At 72.2% G+C, this 14,144-nt stretch carries 19 protein-coding genes; 14 read left to right on the plus strand and 5 right to left on the minus strand.

Annotation, left to right across the window (positions count from 1 at the left end):
- Window positions 1-1,029 carry an LLM class flavin-dependent oxidoreductase gene (locus tag ACBJ32_RS04155; protein ID WP_375125483.1) on the minus strand — a complete coding sequence of 343 codons (1,029 nt, stop codon included), beginning with the start codon at window positions 1,027-1,029 and terminating at the stop codon, window positions 1-3.
- Window positions 1,030-1,213: 184 nt separating this feature from the next.
- Here ACBJ32_RS04155 and ACBJ32_RS04160 point away from each other — a divergent pair, with 184 nt between their 5' ends.
- The 5 genes from ACBJ32_RS04160 (at window position 1,214) to ACBJ32_RS04180 (ending at window position 5,043) form a co-directional block, all read left to right on the plus strand.
- On the plus strand, window positions 1,214-1,696 hold the full coding sequence (locus ACBJ32_RS04160; RefSeq protein ID WP_375125484.1) for a hypothetical protein: 483 nt from the start codon (window positions 1,214-1,216) through the stop codon (window positions 1,694-1,696).
- Window positions 1,697-1,780: 84 nt separating this feature from the next.
- Complete coding sequence (locus ACBJ32_RS04165) at window positions 1,781-2,572, plus strand: SDR family NAD(P)-dependent oxidoreductase (RefSeq protein WP_375125485.1); 792 nt, start codon at window positions 1,781-1,783, stop codon at window positions 2,570-2,572.
- A 43-nt stretch (window positions 2,573-2,615) separates the two neighbouring features.
- Window positions 2,616-3,803, plus strand: coding sequence for a cytochrome P450 (locus ACBJ32_RS04170; RefSeq protein WP_357878537.1), 1,188 nt, complete (start codon window positions 2,616-2,618; stop codon window positions 3,801-3,803).
- Between the two features lie 22 nt (window positions 3,804-3,825).
- Complete coding sequence (locus ACBJ32_RS04175) at window positions 3,826-4,026, plus strand: ferredoxin (RefSeq protein ID WP_375125486.1); 201 nt, start codon at window positions 3,826-3,828, stop codon at window positions 4,024-4,026.
- 15 nt (window positions 4,027-4,041) lie between these two features.
- A complete protein-coding gene (locus tag ACBJ32_RS04180) occupies window positions 4,042-5,043 on the plus strand; it encodes an NAD-dependent epimerase/dehydratase family protein (protein WP_375125487.1) in 1,002 nt (333 codons plus the stop codon).
- Window positions 5,044-5,125: 82 nt separating this feature from the next.
- Here ACBJ32_RS04180 and ACBJ32_RS04185 read toward each other — a convergent pair whose 3' ends face one another.
- The 3 genes from ACBJ32_RS04185 to ACBJ32_RS04195 are packed head-to-tail and all read right to left on the minus strand — an operon-like array spanning window position 5,126 to window position 7,604.
- Window positions 5,126-5,323, minus strand: a complete 198-nt coding sequence (locus tag ACBJ32_RS04185; protein WP_357878530.1) for a ferredoxin — start codon at window positions 5,321-5,323, stop codon at window positions 5,126-5,128.
- 2 nt (window positions 5,324-5,325) lie between these two features.
- On the minus strand, window positions 5,326-6,522 hold the full coding sequence (locus ACBJ32_RS04190) for a cytochrome P450 (protein WP_375125488.1): 1,197 nt from the start codon (window positions 6,520-6,522) through the stop codon (window positions 5,326-5,328).
- Window positions 6,523-6,545: 23 nt separating this feature from the next.
- Window positions 6,546-7,604, minus strand: a complete 1,059-nt coding sequence (locus ACBJ32_RS04195) for a methyltransferase (RefSeq protein ID WP_375125489.1) — start codon at window positions 7,602-7,604, stop codon at window positions 6,546-6,548.
- A gap of 206 nt (window positions 7,605-7,810) precedes the next feature.
- On the opposite strand from ACBJ32_RS04195, the gene ACBJ32_RS04200 reads away from it, so the two are divergent.
- Window positions 7,811-8,209, plus strand: coding sequence for a SchA/CurD-like domain-containing protein (locus ACBJ32_RS04200; protein WP_375125490.1), 399 nt, complete (start codon window positions 7,811-7,813; stop codon window positions 8,207-8,209).
- Here ACBJ32_RS04200 and ACBJ32_RS04205 read toward each other — a convergent pair.
- Window positions 8,186-9,193 carry a methyltransferase gene (locus ACBJ32_RS04205; RefSeq protein WP_375125491.1) on the minus strand — a complete coding sequence of 336 codons (1,008 nt, stop codon included), beginning with the start codon at window positions 9,191-9,193 and terminating at the stop codon, window positions 8,186-8,188. The genes ACBJ32_RS04200 and ACBJ32_RS04205 overlap by 24 nt on opposite strands.
- Window positions 9,194-9,409: 216 nt before the next feature.
- Here ACBJ32_RS04205 and ACBJ32_RS04210 point away from each other — a divergent pair, with 216 nt between their 5' ends.
- The 8 genes from ACBJ32_RS04210 (at window position 9,410) to ACBJ32_RS04245 (ending at window position 14,125) form a co-directional block, all read left to right on the plus strand.
- Entirely contained in the window at window positions 9,410-10,147 is a 738-nt protein-coding gene (locus ACBJ32_RS04210; RefSeq protein WP_357878515.1) for an SDR family NAD(P)-dependent oxidoreductase, read from the plus strand.
- A 4-nt stretch (window positions 10,148-10,151) separates the two neighbouring features.
- The gene (locus ACBJ32_RS04215; protein ID WP_375125492.1) at window positions 10,152-11,009 is read left to right on the plus strand and encodes an LLM class flavin-dependent oxidoreductase; all 858 of its coding nucleotides are present in this window, start codon (window positions 10,152-10,154) and stop codon (window positions 11,007-11,009) included.
- Between the two features lie 15 nt (window positions 11,010-11,024).
- Window positions 11,025-11,405 carry a SchA/CurD-like domain-containing protein gene (locus ACBJ32_RS04220; RefSeq protein WP_357878509.1) on the plus strand — a complete coding sequence of 127 codons (381 nt, stop codon included), beginning with the start codon at window positions 11,025-11,027 and terminating at the stop codon, window positions 11,403-11,405.
- Window positions 11,402-12,337, plus strand: a complete 936-nt coding sequence (locus ACBJ32_RS04225) for an NAD(P)-dependent oxidoreductase (RefSeq protein WP_375125493.1) — start codon at window positions 11,402-11,404, stop codon at window positions 12,335-12,337. Before ACBJ32_RS04220 ends, ACBJ32_RS04225 begins: the two co-directional genes overlap by 4 nt.
- On the plus strand, window positions 12,334-12,789 hold the full coding sequence (locus tag ACBJ32_RS04230; protein ID WP_375125494.1) for a DUF1772 domain-containing protein: 456 nt from the start codon (window positions 12,334-12,336) through the stop codon (window positions 12,787-12,789). The genes ACBJ32_RS04225 and ACBJ32_RS04230 overlap by 4 nt, the downstream gene beginning before the upstream one ends.
- A gap of 92 nt (window positions 12,790-12,881) precedes the next feature.
- A complete protein-coding gene (locus ACBJ32_RS04235; protein ID WP_357878500.1) occupies window positions 12,882-13,157 on the plus strand; it encodes an acyl carrier protein in 276 nt (91 codons plus the stop codon).
- A gap of 1 nt (window position 13,158) precedes the next feature.
- Window positions 13,159-13,614 carry an SRPBCC family protein gene (locus ACBJ32_RS04240; RefSeq protein WP_357878497.1) on the plus strand — a complete coding sequence of 152 codons (456 nt, stop codon included), beginning with the start codon at window positions 13,159-13,161 and terminating at the stop codon, window positions 13,612-13,614.
- Window positions 13,615-13,663: 49 nt separating this feature from the next.
- The gene (locus ACBJ32_RS04245; protein ID WP_357878493.1) at window positions 13,664-14,125 is read left to right on the plus strand and encodes a DUF1772 domain-containing protein; all 462 of its coding nucleotides are present in this window, start codon (window positions 13,664-13,666) and stop codon (window positions 14,123-14,125) included.
- The last annotated feature ends 19 nt before the right edge of the window (window positions 14,126-14,144 follow it).

Genomic DNA, 14,144 nt, shown 5'->3' on the forward strand with positions numbered 1-14,144 from the left:
TCAGGCCGCGAGCCCGGCGCGGCCGAGCGCCGTCGCGGCGATCCGGAGAATCTGCACGCGCTCGGCGGTCGTGCCGCCGAAGGGCGAGATCACCAGCGTGGTGATGCCCTGATCGGCGTACGCCCGCATCCTGGTGGCGATCCGGTCCGGCGTGCCGAGCAGCGAGATGCGGTCCACCAGGCCGGCCGGGACCGCGGCGGCGGCGCCCTGCGGGTCGCCCGCGGCCATGCGCTCGTGCACGACACCGGTCTGGCGGCCGTACCCCATCCGCTCGAACAGCGAGAGGTAGACGTTGCGGCTGCGGCCGCCCATGCCGAGGAAGTGCGACAGGTACCCCCTGATCGGCGCGGCGGCCGCCTCCACGTCGGCGCCCAGCGCCATGGGCACCCCGCACGACACCTCGAACCCGGCCAGCGTCAGCCCGGCGCGCAGCCGTCCCGCGCGCAGCGACTCGATGGTCTTGGGCAGCTCGTCCGGCGGGGAGAACGCGCCCAGCCAGCCGTCGGCGATCTCACCGGCCAGCTCCAGGCCGCCGGGCGCGACGGCGGCGAGATAGATCGGCATCCGCTCGGCCACCGGCTCGCTGTACAGGCGCAGCGGCGTCGCCGCGCAGCCCTCCGGCGGCAGCCGGTAGTGGGCGCCGTCGTGGGTGACCGGCTCGCGGGCCAGCGTGCGGCGCACGATGTCCACGTACTCCCTGGCCCTGGCCAGCGGCCGACGGAACGGCACGCCGTGCCAGCCCTCCGAGATGTCCGGGTTCGACACCCCCAGCCCGAGCCGGAACCGGCCCCCTGACAGGGCGTCGAGCGTCGAGGCGGTCAGGGCGGTCATCGCCGGCGTGCGGCCGGGGATCTGGAAGACGCCGGAGGCCAGGCCGATCCGCGTGGTCGCGGTGGCCACGGCACCGAGGACGGTCGCGCCGTCCGCGCGGAACCCTTCGGGGACGACCGCGACGTCGTAGCCGAGCCGTTCGGCCTCCCGCGCGACCTCCACCCCGTCGAGGTAGGAGAGGTTGACACCGAGCTTCATGCCAGGGTTGTCCCTTCTGCGAGGCCCGTCCGTAAGGCAGGGCCGTGCCTGTGCGCCCAGGCTCACAGGTGCGCCTCGAAGACGGAGCAGGCAGCGGCCGAGCGGCGGCCGACCCAGGTTGGACCGCCGCTCGAGCAGGGCGCCGGATAAAGGAGAGCCCCCTGGAGCTCGGAAGGAGCCCGCCATGAGAACGGAACTGAATCGCCGCAGCCTGCTCAGCCGCGGCGGCACCCTCGCCCCGCTGGTCGGCCTCGGCCTGCTCGGCGGCACGACGGCCGCCGCCGCCGACACCGACACCGGCGAGAGCCGGCTCAGCCCGCTGCTCGGCACCTGGGCCGTGCAGGTGACCTTCGCCATCCCGAACAGGCCGGGCGAGTCGGGCCTGTTCGCCTTCACCGCCGACCGCATCTGCGTGGCGACCACGACCGGGGCGGGTCACCTGAGCCTCGGCTCCTGGCGCACCACCACGCAGGGCTTCGAGTTCACCTTCCGCCATTTCATGTACGCCGACGACGACGGAAGCTGGATCGGCGAGGTACGCGTGCAGCAGGCCGGCCGGTTCACCTCGGCCGGCTCCTGGACGGCGTCGGGGACGGGCACCGCCTTCGACACCGAGGGCAACCAGCTCCAGGTGGTCCAGAGCGCCACCGCCGGGACCCGTTACTGACGCCGTGCACGTTTCGCCGGCTTCAGTCGGATTCGAGCCGACATCGACGCCCGACCGCGACGCTACACACTGAAGGGAGCCAGCATGGAACTCGGACTCGCCGGCAAGGTCGTCCTGGTCACCGGAGGCAGCGGATCCATCGGAGCCGCCATGGCCGAGGCGTTCGCGGCCGAAGGCGCCCGCGTCGCGCTGACCTTCCGGCACAACGCGGGCCGCGCGGAGGAGCTGGCGCGCGCCATCGGTGAGGAAAGGGCGCTGGTGGTGAAGTACGACCTCACCGACCCGGCCTCCATCCGCTCGGCCGTGGGTGCCGTCCTCGACGAGTGGGGGCGGCTCGACGTCCTCGTGCTCAGCGCCTCCGCGCAGGAGGGCACCCGCACCGCCCCCGTGCCCTTCGAGGACGTCCCGCCCGAGGAGTGGGTGCCGCTGCTGCGCGCCGACGTCGAGGGATCCTTCCACACGGTGCAGGCCGCGCTGCCGGCCATGAAGCGGCAGGGGTGGGGCCGCATCATCCTCATCTCGGCGAACATCGTCACCCGCGGCGCCACCGGCGACGAGGCCTTCGTGGCGAGCAAGACGGCGCTGCACGGCCTCGGCCGCACGCTCGCCACCGAGCTGGCCCCCGACGGCATCCTCGTCAACGTGGTCGCCCCCGGCGCCACGGTGAGCAGGGGCTTCCTGCGGCGGTTCCCGGCGGAGAAGCAGGCGGCGTTCGCCGGCCTCGACGACGTGCAGATCAAGCGCATGCTCAACCAGGACCGCTCCGTCGGCAAGGTGTCGACGCCCGCGGACGTCGCCAACACCGTGCTGTTCCTGAGCTCGGAGGCCAACGGGAACGTCAGCGGCCAGGTGATCTACGTGGCCGGGGGACACTGATGCGCTCGCCGGCCGGTTGTTCAGGACACGAGCAGGAGAAGCGATGACCACAGCACCGCCCGCCTTCCCCCAGGCCCGCGTCTGCCCGCACCTTCCACCCCCGGCGTACGCGGAGCTGCGGCAGGGCCCGGCGCTGCGCCGGGTGACGACCTACGCCGGACAGCTCGCCTGGCTGGTGACCCGGTACGACCAGGCCAGGACGCTGCTGAAGGACCCGAGGCTGTCCTCCGACCGCAGGCGCCCCGGCTTCCCGGTCATCTCGGTGCAGGTGGAGCTGCTGACCGAGCGCAAGCGCCAGGCCCTGATCGGGATGGACCCGCCCGAGCACGACATCCAGCGCCGCATGTTCCTGCCGGACTTCACGCTGAAGAAGGTGCGCGAGCGGCGGGCCGACATCGAGCGCATCGTGCACGAGGCCCTTGACGAGATGCTGGAGCACGGCCCGCCGGCCGACCTGTACCGGGAGTTCGCCCTGCCGGTGCCCTTCCGGGTCATCTGCCGCCTGCTCGGTGCCCCCTGGGAGGACCGCGACTTCTTCCAGGACGCCATCCGGCGGCTGGTGCGGACCTTCTCCACCGCGGAGGGCCGCCAGGCGGGCGCCGAGCTGCTGGCCTACTTCGAGCACCTGGTCACCGAGTACAAGAAGACCCCGGACGGTGCCGGTCTCATCGGGCGACTGGCCGGCACCGGCCGGATCCCCGACGACGACCTCGCGCTGGCGGCCATGTCGCTGCTCATCGCGGGGCACGAGACCACCGCGGCGATGATCTCCCTCGGCGCGGTCACGCTCATGGAGAACCCGGACCAGCTCGCCGCGATCCGGGCCGATCCCGAGGCGATCGTGCCCGCCGTGGAGGAGCTGCTGCGCTTCCAGTCGATCGCCGACAGCGCCAACATCCGGGTCGCCACCGCCGACATCGAGATCGACGGTGAGGTGATCAAGGCGGGGGAGGGCGTCCTCATCCCCGGCTCGCTCGCCAACCGGGACGCGGAGGTCTTCGAGAACCCGGACACGTTCGACGCCGGCCGCGACGCCGGCGGCCACATCGCCTTCGGCTACGGCCGCCACCAGTGCCTCGGCCAGAACCTGGCGCGGCTGGAGCTGCAGATCGCGCTGACGGCGCTGTGGCAGCGCATCCCGACGCTGCGCATGACCGTGCCCGCGGACGAGCTGGCCGCCCGCCCGCCGGGCGCGATCCAGGGCATCGACGCGCTGCCGGTCACCTGGTGAGCGCGAGGGAGGAGGCAGGCAGATGGAGGTCCACGGGGACCAGGAGGTGTGCATCGGCGCGGGCATGTGCGCGCTGACCGCACCCGGCGTCTTCGACCAGGACGAGAACGGCCTGGTCGTGGTGCTGACCGCGGAGCCCTCCGGGGACGCGCGGAACAAGGCCCTGCGCGCGGAGCGCCTCTGCCCGTCCGGGGCGCTGCGGGTCGGCCGCAGCGCAGGCTGAAGAGAAAGGAATCAGATGCGCGTACTCCTGCTCGGCGGTACGGAGTTCGTCGGCCGTGCGGTGAGCGAGGCGGCGGTGGCCAGAGGCTGGGACGTCACGGTGTTCCACCGGGGGCGGCACGCGCCGCCGCCCGGCGTCGAGGCGCTCCACGGCGACCGCAGCCTCCCGGACGGCATGGCGCCGCTCCAGAAGGGCGAGTGGGACGTGGCGGTGGACACGTGGTCCGGCGCGCCGCGGGTGGTCCGCGACACGCTGCGGCTGCTCGACGGCCGCATCGGCCACTACACCTACGTCTCCAGCCGCGGAATCTACGACTTCCCCGTCCCGGCGCCGCTCACCGAGGAGCGGCCGGTGGTGGCCGGCTCGCCGGACGACGGCGACACCGACTACCGCAACGCCAAGGCGGGCGGGGAGGTGGCCGCGGAGCAGGCGCTCGGCGGCCGGGCCCTGCGCGTGCGGCCAGGGCTGATCTTCGGCCCCAGGGAGAACTCCGGACGGGTGCCGTGGTGGCTACGCCGCGCCGCCCGCGGGGGCCTCCAGCTCGCGCCGGGACCGCGGACCGCCTCGCTGCAGTACATCGACGTCCGCGACCTGGCCACCTGGATCCTGGACGCCGCGCGGAACCACCTGCACGGCGCCTACAACCTGGTGTGCCCGCCCGGCCACGCCACGACGGAGGACTTCCTCACCGCCTGCGTCGAGGTCACCGGCGCCGGCGCCGAGCTGCGCTGGATCGACCCCGAGCCGATCCTGAAGGCGGGGATCCGGCCCTGGACCGGCCTGCCGGGCTGGCTGCCGCCCGGCGAGATGCACGAGTTGCTGCACAGGACCGACGTGTCCAAGGCGGTGGCCGCCGGGCTGCGCTGCCGTCCCGTCGGGGAGACGGTGGCCGACACCTGGGCCTGGCTGCGCGCGGTGGAGGGGGACGTCCCCGAGGGCTCCCAGTCGCGCTACCGCGTGGCACACGAACTGGTCGACCTGGACCCGGACGTGGAGGCCAAGCTCCTGGCGGGCTGACGGACGGCACGACGTGGAAGAGCCGCCCGCGGTCACACTGCGCCCGGGGGGCACAGTCCGCCGGCGGCTCTTCCACGTCGTGTCACTCGTCGTCGAGCAGCAGGATCGTCCCGGTCGGGCAGCGCCGGGCCGCCTCGCGGACGAGGTCCGCGAGCGCGGCCGGCGGCTCCGGCTCGTTCACCACGACGACGGTCTCGTCGTCGTGGCCGAACACCTGCGGCACCGCGACCACGCACAGGCCGCTGCCGCAGCAGGTGTCGCGGTTGACCGTCACGCGCATGCTCACCACTCCACCGGGATCTCGAGCAGCCCCCCGATCAGCGTGCCCTCGCTGCGCCCCAGCTCGTCCGCGGGGACGGCCAGCCGCAGGTCCGGGAGCCTGCGCAGCAGCGTCTCCAGCACGATCCCCAGCTCCAGCCGCGCCAGCGAGGCGCCGATGCAGAAGTGCGGTCCCACGCTGAACGTCAGGTGGTAGTTGTACGTCCGCGCGACGTCGAACTCGCCCGGGCACGAGAACACGCTCTCGTCCCAGTTGGCCGACTCGACGGCCGGGATGATGCTGGTCCCCTTGGGCACCGTCACCCCGCCGACCTCGATGTCCTCGGTGACGTAGCGCAGCATCGACAACGAGCCGTTGAGCAGCTTCCAGCGCAGCACCTCCTCGACGGCGGCCGGCACCAGCGACAGGTCCGCGCGCAGCCGGGCGAGCTGGTCGGGGTGGGCCAGCACCTTGGCCACCATGTAACCGATCTGGCTGGCCGTGGTCTCGTAGCCGACGAGCAGGAGCAGCCGGCACCACCAGTGCAGCTCGTACTCGCTGAGCCGGGTGTCGTCGTCCTCGTGGACCTGGGTCAGCGCGCTGATCAGGTCGTCACGGGGATCCGCCCGCCTGCTCTCGATCAGCCGGCCCATGTACTGGCCCAGCTCGGCCATCGCCGCGCCGATCTCCGGGCCCGAGTACTTGCCGGTGGACAGGAACCGGTCGGTCCAGCCGCGGAAGCGGTCCTGATCCTCCGTCGGCACGCCCAGCAGGTCGCAGATGACCCGGATGGACAGCGGGAACGCGACGGCCTCCGACACGTCCGCGGGGCACGGCCCGTTCTCCATCTTCGTCACCAGCTCGTCCACGATCTCCTGCACCGTGGGGCGCAGGTTCTCCACCATCGTGGCCGTGAACGCCTTCATCACCAGCCGCCGGACCCGGGTGTGCTCCGGCGGGTCCGGGTCCATCCTGTCGTCCTGGAACATCTTGTTGTTCGAGGTCATGCGGGCCGCGTCCGGCCGGTTGAGGTTGCGGCTGACCCTCAGGTCCGTCAGCACGGACCGCACGTCCTCGTACCGCGTCACCAGCACCGCCCGGTCGCCGCTCGGCAGCACCACGGGCACCACCGGCCGATCGCGCAGGTCCCGCAGCTCGACCGGCACGTCGAGTGCCGACGGGCGCGGGAACGGGTAGGGGACCGCCTGTTCGCTGCTCATCTTCCTCGCCTCTCTCGGGCCGCTCAGACGGGACGGGCCTCGACGATGCTGTGCGGCGGCAGCGTCGGATGGATCGCGACGACCTCGAAGCCCGACTCCTCCACGAGGCTCGTCCAGTCGGCGACGGTCCGCTCGCGGCCCCCGTTGGTCACCGCCATCGAGATGTCCATCAGCTTGATGTAGTGCGGGTCGTTGCCCTCGGGGACCACCCCGTCCACGATGAGGACGCGCGCGCCGGCGTCGTCGCCGATCGCCTGCCTGATCCGCCCCAGCACCTTGCGGCACTCGGCGTCCGCCCAGTCGTGCATGACGGCCTTGAGCGTGTACGCGTCCGCGCCGGACGGCACCTCGTCGAAGAAGCTGCCGCTGACCAGCTCGACCCGGTCGGCGACACCCTGCGCGGCCAGGACGGGGGGCGCCGAGGCGATGGCGGTCTCGATGTCGAACAGGATGCCCCGCGAGCCGGGGTAGCGCCGCAGGATCGCCGACAGGAACCGGCCCTGCCCGCCGCCGATGTCGGCGATCGTGGCGAACCGCCCGAAGTCGAAGGAGTCGGCGATCTTCGGCGCGCGGCTCTCGTTCAGCTCCGACATGGCCTTGTGGAAGGCCGCGGCGAACTCCGGGGCCTCCTGCTCCAGATACTCGAAGAAGTTCTTGCCGCCACGCAGCTTGTGGCCGTTCGGCTCGCCGGTGCGCACGGTGTCGATGGCGTAGCCCCAGCAGTTCCAGACGGTGGTCTCGCCGTAGAAGTAGGCCAGGTAGCGCAGCGAGCCCGGCACGTCGCTGCGCAGGTACTGCGCCTTCGGCGTGAGCTCGAAACGCTTGTCCTCGCGCTCGGCGAAGACGCCGACGGACGCGGCGGCGCGCAGGAACCGGTGCAGGGTCGGCGCGTGGGTGTCGGTCGCCGCGGCGAGTTCGGCCACGCCGCGCGGGCCGTCGGCGAGCAGATCGGCGACGCCGAGGCGGGCGAGCACGTTCAGGGTGCCCGCCACCCACTTGCCTGCCAGCATCATGAGCAGCTCCTGCTGCTCCTCGCCGGGACCCTGCGACTCCGGGGCACGGTCGGTCGAGGTCGTGGTCATCCCGAATCCTCCTCTGGGTGACAGGTTGCTTCGGCCGCCCTGTGCCGGGCCGGGTCCTGCCGCTTACCGGCAAGCTCCCATCGGAGGCTCAAGGGCGGATCAAACCGGCATGGAGCGGATGCCGAAGCTCGCGAGCGGTTCGCGAGGGTGCTTCGAGCCCCGGTGCGCATCCTGGGACGACGTTTCCGCGATCCCGAGGAGTTGCCATGCCGTACGCGGCGATCACTTATGACATCAAGGGCGGATGCGAGGACGAGGTCGCCGAGGTGTTCTCGAACTTCCGGCGGCCTGCGGGGAACGTGGTCCCCGGGGCCGACGGCGCCCGGGCGGGCCGCATCCTCGCGACGGCGGTCTTCATCAGGGACAGCACGCTGGTGCGCTTCATCGAGTACGAGGGCGACCTCGACGCGGTGATCCGGTTCATGGCCGCCCAGCCGGGCGTGGCGGAGGTGGAGCGCAAGCTCGCCCCCTACCTGAACAAGCCGCGCGACACCGGCACGGTGGAGGGCTTCATGAAGACCTTCCAAGCCAGCCAGCTGCGCTGCATCACGCAGTTCGCGGTGCCCCGCCACCCCGGCCCCTCAGCCTCTGCGGCAGATCAGTAGGGTGTCGAACTCCCCGAGCTGCTTCTCCTCCAGCGAGGTGAAGCCGGCCAGCGCGGCGTGCTGCCGCAGCTCCTCGACCGGGTACTCCGAGCCGCCCTCGGTGACCAGCAGCATGTCCAGGCTGATCACCAGGTTCTCCACCTGGGCGGGGCCCTCGTCCAGCATCCGGTCGTAGACCAGCAGCGCGCCGCCGGGGCGGACCGCCGCGGCGGCCTTCTCCACCAGGAACCGGCGGCGGTCGAGGTCGTAGTCGTGCAGCACGTGACCCATGACCACGACGTCGGCCTGCGGCAGCGGGTCCTTGAAGAAGTCGCCGGCGTGGAAGTTCACCTTCCCGGTCAGGCCCAGGCCGGCCATGTGCTCTGCGCAGAACGGCTCCATCTGCGGCAGGTCGAACACCGTGCCGGTCAGCTCCGGGTGCGCCTTGACGATCTGGCCGGCGAGGTTGCCCCGGCAGCCGCCGACGTCGAGCAGCGTCGCGTGCCCGGAGAAGTCGTACGCCTCGATGAGCTGGGGCCCCAGCACCTGGGTCAGCGCGTCCATCATGTGGATGAAGCGGCCGAGCACCTTCGGGTCGCGCAGCACGTCCTCGAAGTCGCCCTGCGTCTGCGGCAGCCCGGTGCGCAGCGCCTCGGCCAGCCTGCCGTACGCCGGGTAGAGGTTGGCGTTGGCCCGGTGCATGAAGCCGCCGATGTAGGTCGGCTGCTCGCGCACCAGGTACTGGTCGGTGCCGGGGGCGTTGCGGAAGCTGTCGCCCTGCCGCTCCAGCAGGCCGAGGGCGGTCAGCAGGAGCAGGAAGTCGCGCAGGCCGCGGCCGTGCAGCCCGAGCCGCTCCCGGATCTCCTCCTCGGTCGCCGGGTTGTCGTGCAGCTCGGTGAACAGGTCCAGTTCCACCGCGGTGAGCAGCGCCTTCGATTCGCAGAAGGCGTTGCACAGCCGGATGAGTCCGGCTGGGGTGGTGACGTCCGGAGCGATGCCCGTCATTCGGAACTTCCTTTCTCGCACCCGTGCGTTGCCGACGGTCGTGCCGGGTCGCTGGCGACGCTTCCATCACGAGGTGGAGCCGGGCTCGAAGCCGGTTGGAGCCACCGCGGGCGCCCGCCGTTCTCGACCGCGCTTCGAGGGACGGACCAGCCGCCGCCGCCACGATGGCGTGGCCGGCTCAGCAGAGCCGCACGTCGCAAGGAGAGGAACGGTCTGATGGATCAAGGGCTACGCGGCAAGCGCGTGCTGGTGACCGGTGGGACCAGGGGCATCGGCCGCGCCACGGTCCTCGCCTTCGCGGGGGCCGGCGCACACGTCCTGGCCTGTCATCACACCGAGGGCGAGGACTCCGAGAGCCTGGCCAGGGAGCTGAAGGAGCTCGGCGACCGCAACCGGGTGGTGCGCGCGGACGTGACCGACTCCGCGGACAACCGCCGGCTGGCCGGCACCGTGGCGGAGGAGTTCGGGCGGCTCGACGTCCTGGTCAACAACGTCGGCGTGGACGGCTCCGCGCCGTTCGCCGAGATCTCGGGGGAGGAGTGGCGGCGGCTGCTCGACCACAACGTGACCTCCGCCTACCTGGTCACGCAGGCGATGCTGGGCGTGCTGGCCGACGGGGCCTCGGTGGTCAACATCGGGGCGTCGGCGGCGCTGCGCGGCCGGGTCAACGGCGTGCACTACTCCGCCTCGAAGGCGGCGCTGGTCGGGTTCACCCGGGGGCTGTGCAAGGAGCTGGGGCCGCGCGGCGTCAGGGTCAACCTGGTCGCGCCCGGGCTCACCGAGACGGAGCCGGGCGCGGGGCTGCCGCCGCAGGTGGTGGAGCGCGTCGTCGCGATCACGGCGCTGGGGCGGCTGTGCCGGCCCAACGACGTGGCCGGCGCGGTGCTGTTCCTGGCCGGCGACACCTCCCAGTACATCAGCGGCGTGACGCTGAACGTCGACGGCGGGATCTGACCCGATGGACATCGGAGTCGGCCTGCCGAGCACCGTCCCCGGGGCGGACGGCCGGGAGCTGGCCGAGTTCGCCCGCAGGGCCGACCGGCTCGGCTTCAGCACGCTGGCCGTGCTCGACCGGCTGGTCTACGACAGCTACGACCCCGTGGTGACGCTCGCGGCCGCCGCCGCCGTGACCGAGCGCATCACCCTGGCCCCCACGATCCTGCTCGCCGGCTACCGCCCGAGCGCGGCGCTCCTGGCCAAGCAACTGGCCAGCGTGGACAGGCTGGCGAACGGCCGGCTGGTCGTGGGCGTCGCCGCCGGCGGGCGCGAGGACGACTTCACCGCGACCGGCGTGCCGTACGGCGGGCGCGGGCGGCGCCTCGACGAGCTGCTGGACGAGATGAGACGCGTGTGGTCGGGCCAGGGCGCGCTCCCCGGCATCGGCCCCCGCCCGCAGCGCGGGCACATCCCGGTGTGGGTCGGCGGCAACTCGGCCGCCGCGCTGACGAGGGCCGCCACCTACGGCATCGGGTGGATCTCCGGCAGCACCCCGCTGCACCGCTACGCCGAGGTCGCAGAAGAGGTGCGGCGGGCCTGGACGGCCGCGGGCCGGACGGACACGCCGAGACTGGGCGCCCTCGCCTACGTCGCGCCCGGCGCGGAACGCAAGCGGGCCGGCGCCCGCTACCTGCTCGACTACTACGCCTACACCGGCCAGAAGGCCCGCTTCCTGGCCGACAGCGTGATCGCCGACGACTCCCGGCTGCGCGAGACCATCGACGGCTACGCCGCCGCCGGATGCGACGAGCTCATGCTGATTCCCTGCACGCCCGATGTGGACCAGCTCGACCTGATCGCCAAAGTGGCCTTCGGGTGAGAGAAGGAGGACGCCATGCCGTTCGCGGCCATCACCTATCGAGTCAAGCCCGGCCACGAGGACGAGATCGCCGACATCTTCGCCGGCTTCCAGCGGGTGGACACCCCCGTGTTCACCGGTGACGACGGCGCTGCGGCCGGCCGGCTGCTCGGCACGGCCGTCTTCATCAAGGACGACGTGATGGTGCGCGTCATCCACTACGAGGGCGAGTTCGCCGCCATCGCCCGCCACATGGCCGCGCAGCGCGGCGTGCACCTGATCGAGGAGAAGCTCGCCCCCTACCTGCAGGAGCAGCGGGACACCAGCGACGCGGCCGGGTTCGGCCGGTACTTCCGCGACGCCACGATGCGTTGCATCTCGCAGCTGTCCGTGCAGACCCACCCCGCGGAGCGGTGACCGTGCAGCCGAAGCCGATCGCCGTGCTCGGGCTGGGCGGCATGGGCGCCGGGATGGCCTGCGCCCTGCTCGACGCCGGCGCGAGCGTCACCGTGTACAACCGCAGCCCGGACAAGGCCGTGCCGGTGGGGAAGGCGGGCGCCACGGTCGCCGCCTCGGCGGCGGAGGCGGTGTCCGGCGCCGAGGTGGTGCTGCTCAGCCTCGCCGACGAGGCCGCCGTGGAGCAGGTGCTGTTCGGCGAGCTCGACGGGCGGCTGCGGCCGGGCACGATCGTCGTGGACACCTCGACGGTCACGCCCACGTTCGCCGTGCACGCCGCCAAGCGACTGGCCGAGGCGGGGGTGCGGCGCGTGGAGGCGTGCGTGCTGGGCAACCCCGCGATGGCCGCCACGGGCGCGCTGCGGGTCTTCGCCGCCGGGGAGGAGCCGGTGGTGGAGGAGGTGCGCGAGGTGCTCGACGCCATCGGGCAGGAGGTCCGCCATCTCGGGCCGACGGGGAACGCCAGCGCGCTGAAGCTGGCGTTCAACCTGATGCTGGGCGTGCAGATCCTCGGGCTGGCCGAGGCGGTGAGGTTCGTCGAGGCGATGGGCATCGATCGCAGCGTGCTGCTGGACGTCTTCGACCACAGCGGCTGGCGCTCGCCCGTGCTGTCCTTCCGCGCGCAGTTCATGCGGGGGCGGACGTACCGGCCCGCGGCCTTCCGCGCCACGCTCATGCACAAGGATCTCAGCCTGGCCAGTCAGGAGGGGCTGGCGCACGGGGCCGAGCTGCCGCTGACCACCCGTGCCCTCGACGCGTACGCCGCCGTGCTGGCGGCGGGGCACGGCGACGACGACGCGGCCATCGTCGCCGAGGCCCGCCCGGGCGGCGGCGACTCCGCGGCGGGTACCGGGACGCGGGCGGGTGGCGAGAGCGCGGCGGGCGGGCCGTGAGGGTGACGGACCTGCTGGCCGTGGCGGCGCTGGTGGGCAGCGGCGTGGTGGCAGGGGTGCTGTTCGCGGTGGCGCTGAGCGTGCTGCCCGCGCTGTTCGCCATGCCGGCCGACCGCTACGTCTACACCCACCAGCTCGTCGGCCGGCGCTGGGACCCCACCATGCCGATCATCGTGCTCACCTCGATGGCCCTCGACATCGCGCTGGCCCTCCTGACGAGGGCCGGGCCCGGCCTGCTCTTCGCCGCGGGCGCCGTGCTGCTGCTGGGCGTGTCGGTGGTCTCGCACTTCTGCAACGTCCCGATCAACCGGGTGGTCAAGTCCCTCGACCCGGACGAGGTGCCGCCCGACTGGCGGGACCCCAGGCCGCTGTGGCGGCGCTGGCACCTGCTGCGCACCACGCTCGCGCTGCTCGGGGTGACGGCGAACGCCGTCGCCGTGGTCCTGGCATGAGGCGTCGAGCGCGGCTCGAGAAACCCTTCAGACGCATGCACGAACCTGGGACGGTCCCGGCCGCCGGACTCCGGCACGGACAAGGACACGGAATGGAGAGACGAACCATGAGCGCCTTCGACCTGAACGAGCTGCGGGCGATCCTGCGCCAGATGGGGGACACCGACCAGGCGGACCTCGACGGCGACATCGCGGAGACGGGCTTCGGCGACCTCGGCTACGACTCCCTGGCCCTGCTGGAGCTGTGCAGCCAGGTGGAACGCCGCTACGGCGTCCAGATCAGCGACGACGCCGTGCTGGACATGCCGACGCCCGCCAAGGCCGTCGCGTACATCAACAACTTGCTGACGGCGAAGGCGGGGGCGTGACATGGCCGGGCACACCGACAACGAGATCGTCATCGCCGCGCCGATGCAGCTCGTCTGGGACATGACCAACGACATCGAGTCCTGGCCCGAGCTGTTCAGCGAGTACTCGGAAGCCAAGATCATTTCGGATCGTGACGGCACGATCCTCTTCCGGCTCGCGCTGCACCCCGACGAGAACGGCAAGGTGTGGAGCTGGGTGTCGGCGCGGCGGCCCGACGAGGCCACCCGCACCGTGCGCTCGCAGCGGGTGGAGACCGGGCCGTTCAAGTACATGTGGATCTACTGGGAGTACCTGCAGGAGGACGGCGGCGTGCGCATGCGCTGGGTGCAGGACTTCGAGATGAAGGCGGAGGCGCCGGTCGACGACGCCACCATGCAGGAGCGCCTCAACCGCAACACGCCCGTCCAGATGCGACTGATCAAGGAGAAGGTGGAAGCCGCCGCGGCGCGGAGCTGATGGAAACCGCCAGGCGGAATCGACAGGTGGCCGGCTGACTGGAGGGCCCGTGCTGGAGATCGTCGTCTCGCTCGTCCTACTGGCCAACGGCCTGGCCGCCGGGGTGCTGCTGGGCACCCAGCTCGGCGGCTGGCCGCTGCTGGCCAGCCTGCCACCGGATCGCTACGTGCACGCGCACGCGTTCTTCTCCACCCGCTACGACCCGTTCATGCCCGCCTGCCTGCTGATCACGACGCTGGGGGACCTGGCTCTCGGCCTGCTCGCCGTGAGCCCGGTCGCCCGCGTGTCGTACCTGGTGGCCGCCGCGCTCTGCCTGGGCACGATCGCGATCTCGCTGACCCAGAACGTGCCGGTCAACCGGTGGGTGCGGGACCTGGACCCGGACAACCTCCCCGAGGACTTCGCCGAGCGGGACCCGCGGCGGCGCTGGGGCACCTGGAACCGCATCCGGACCGCCCTGTCCACTCTCGCCCTGTTCATCAACTGCGCCGTCGTCGGACTGGCCCTGTGACCAGCACCGCGACGGCGAG

Source organism: Nonomuraea sp. GTA35, assembly GCF_041950525.1.
In the GTDB taxonomy this organism is placed as follows: domain Bacteria; phylum Actinomycetota; class Actinomycetes; order Streptosporangiales; family Streptosporangiaceae; genus Nonomuraea.

Coding starts and splice junctions, on each gene's coding strand:
- ACBJ32_RS04180 (WP_375125487.1), top strand. CDS start 4,042: ATGCGCGTACTCCTGCTCGGCGGTACGGAGTTCGTCGGCCGTGCGGTG.
- ACBJ32_RS04200 (WP_375125490.1), top strand. CDS start 7,811: ATGCCGTACGCGGCGATCACTTATGACATCAAGGGCGGATGCGAGGAC.
- ACBJ32_RS04210 (WP_357878515.1), top strand. CDS start 9,410: ATGGATCAAGGGCTACGCGGCAAGCGCGTGCTGGTGACCGGTGGGACC.
- ACBJ32_RS04170 (WP_357878537.1), top strand. CDS start 2,616: ATGACCACAGCACCGCCCGCCTTCCCCCAGGCCCGCGTCTGCCCGCAC.
- ACBJ32_RS04155 (WP_375125483.1), bottom strand. CDS start 1,029: ATGAAGCTCGGTGTCAACCTCTCCTACCTCGACGGGGTGGAGGTCGCG.
- ACBJ32_RS04190 (WP_375125488.1), bottom strand. CDS start 6,522: ATGAGCAGCGAACAGGCGGTCCCCTACCCGTTCCCGCGCCCGTCGGCA.
- ACBJ32_RS04175 (WP_375125486.1), top strand. CDS start 3,826: ATGGAGGTCCACGGGGACCAGGAGGTGTGCATCGGCGCGGGCATGTGC.
- ACBJ32_RS04215 (WP_375125492.1), top strand. CDS start 10,152: ATGGACATCGGAGTCGGCCTGCCGAGCACCGTCCCCGGGGCGGACGGC.
- ACBJ32_RS04235 (WP_357878500.1), top strand. CDS start 12,882: ATGGAGAGACGAACCATGAGCGCCTTCGACCTGAACGAGCTGCGGGCG.
- ACBJ32_RS04165 (WP_375125485.1), top strand. CDS start 1,781: ATGGAACTCGGACTCGCCGGCAAGGTCGTCCTGGTCACCGGAGGCAGC.
- ACBJ32_RS04160 (WP_375125484.1), top strand. CDS start 1,214: ATGAGAACGGAACTGAATCGCCGCAGCCTGCTCAGCCGCGGCGGCACC.
- ACBJ32_RS04240 (WP_357878497.1), top strand. CDS start 13,159: ATGGCCGGGCACACCGACAACGAGATCGTCATCGCCGCGCCGATGCAG.
- ACBJ32_RS04185 (WP_357878530.1), bottom strand. CDS start 5,323: ATGCGCGTGACGGTCAACCGCGACACCTGCTGCGGCAGCGGCCTGTGC.
- ACBJ32_RS04195 (WP_375125489.1), bottom strand. CDS start 7,604: ATGACCACGACCTCGACCGACCGTGCCCCGGAGTCGCAGGGTCCCGGC.
- ACBJ32_RS04220 (WP_357878509.1), top strand. CDS start 11,025: ATGCCGTTCGCGGCCATCACCTATCGAGTCAAGCCCGGCCACGAGGAC.
- ACBJ32_RS04205 (WP_375125491.1), bottom strand. CDS start 9,193: ATGACGGGCATCGCTCCGGACGTCACCACCCCAGCCGGACTCATCCGG.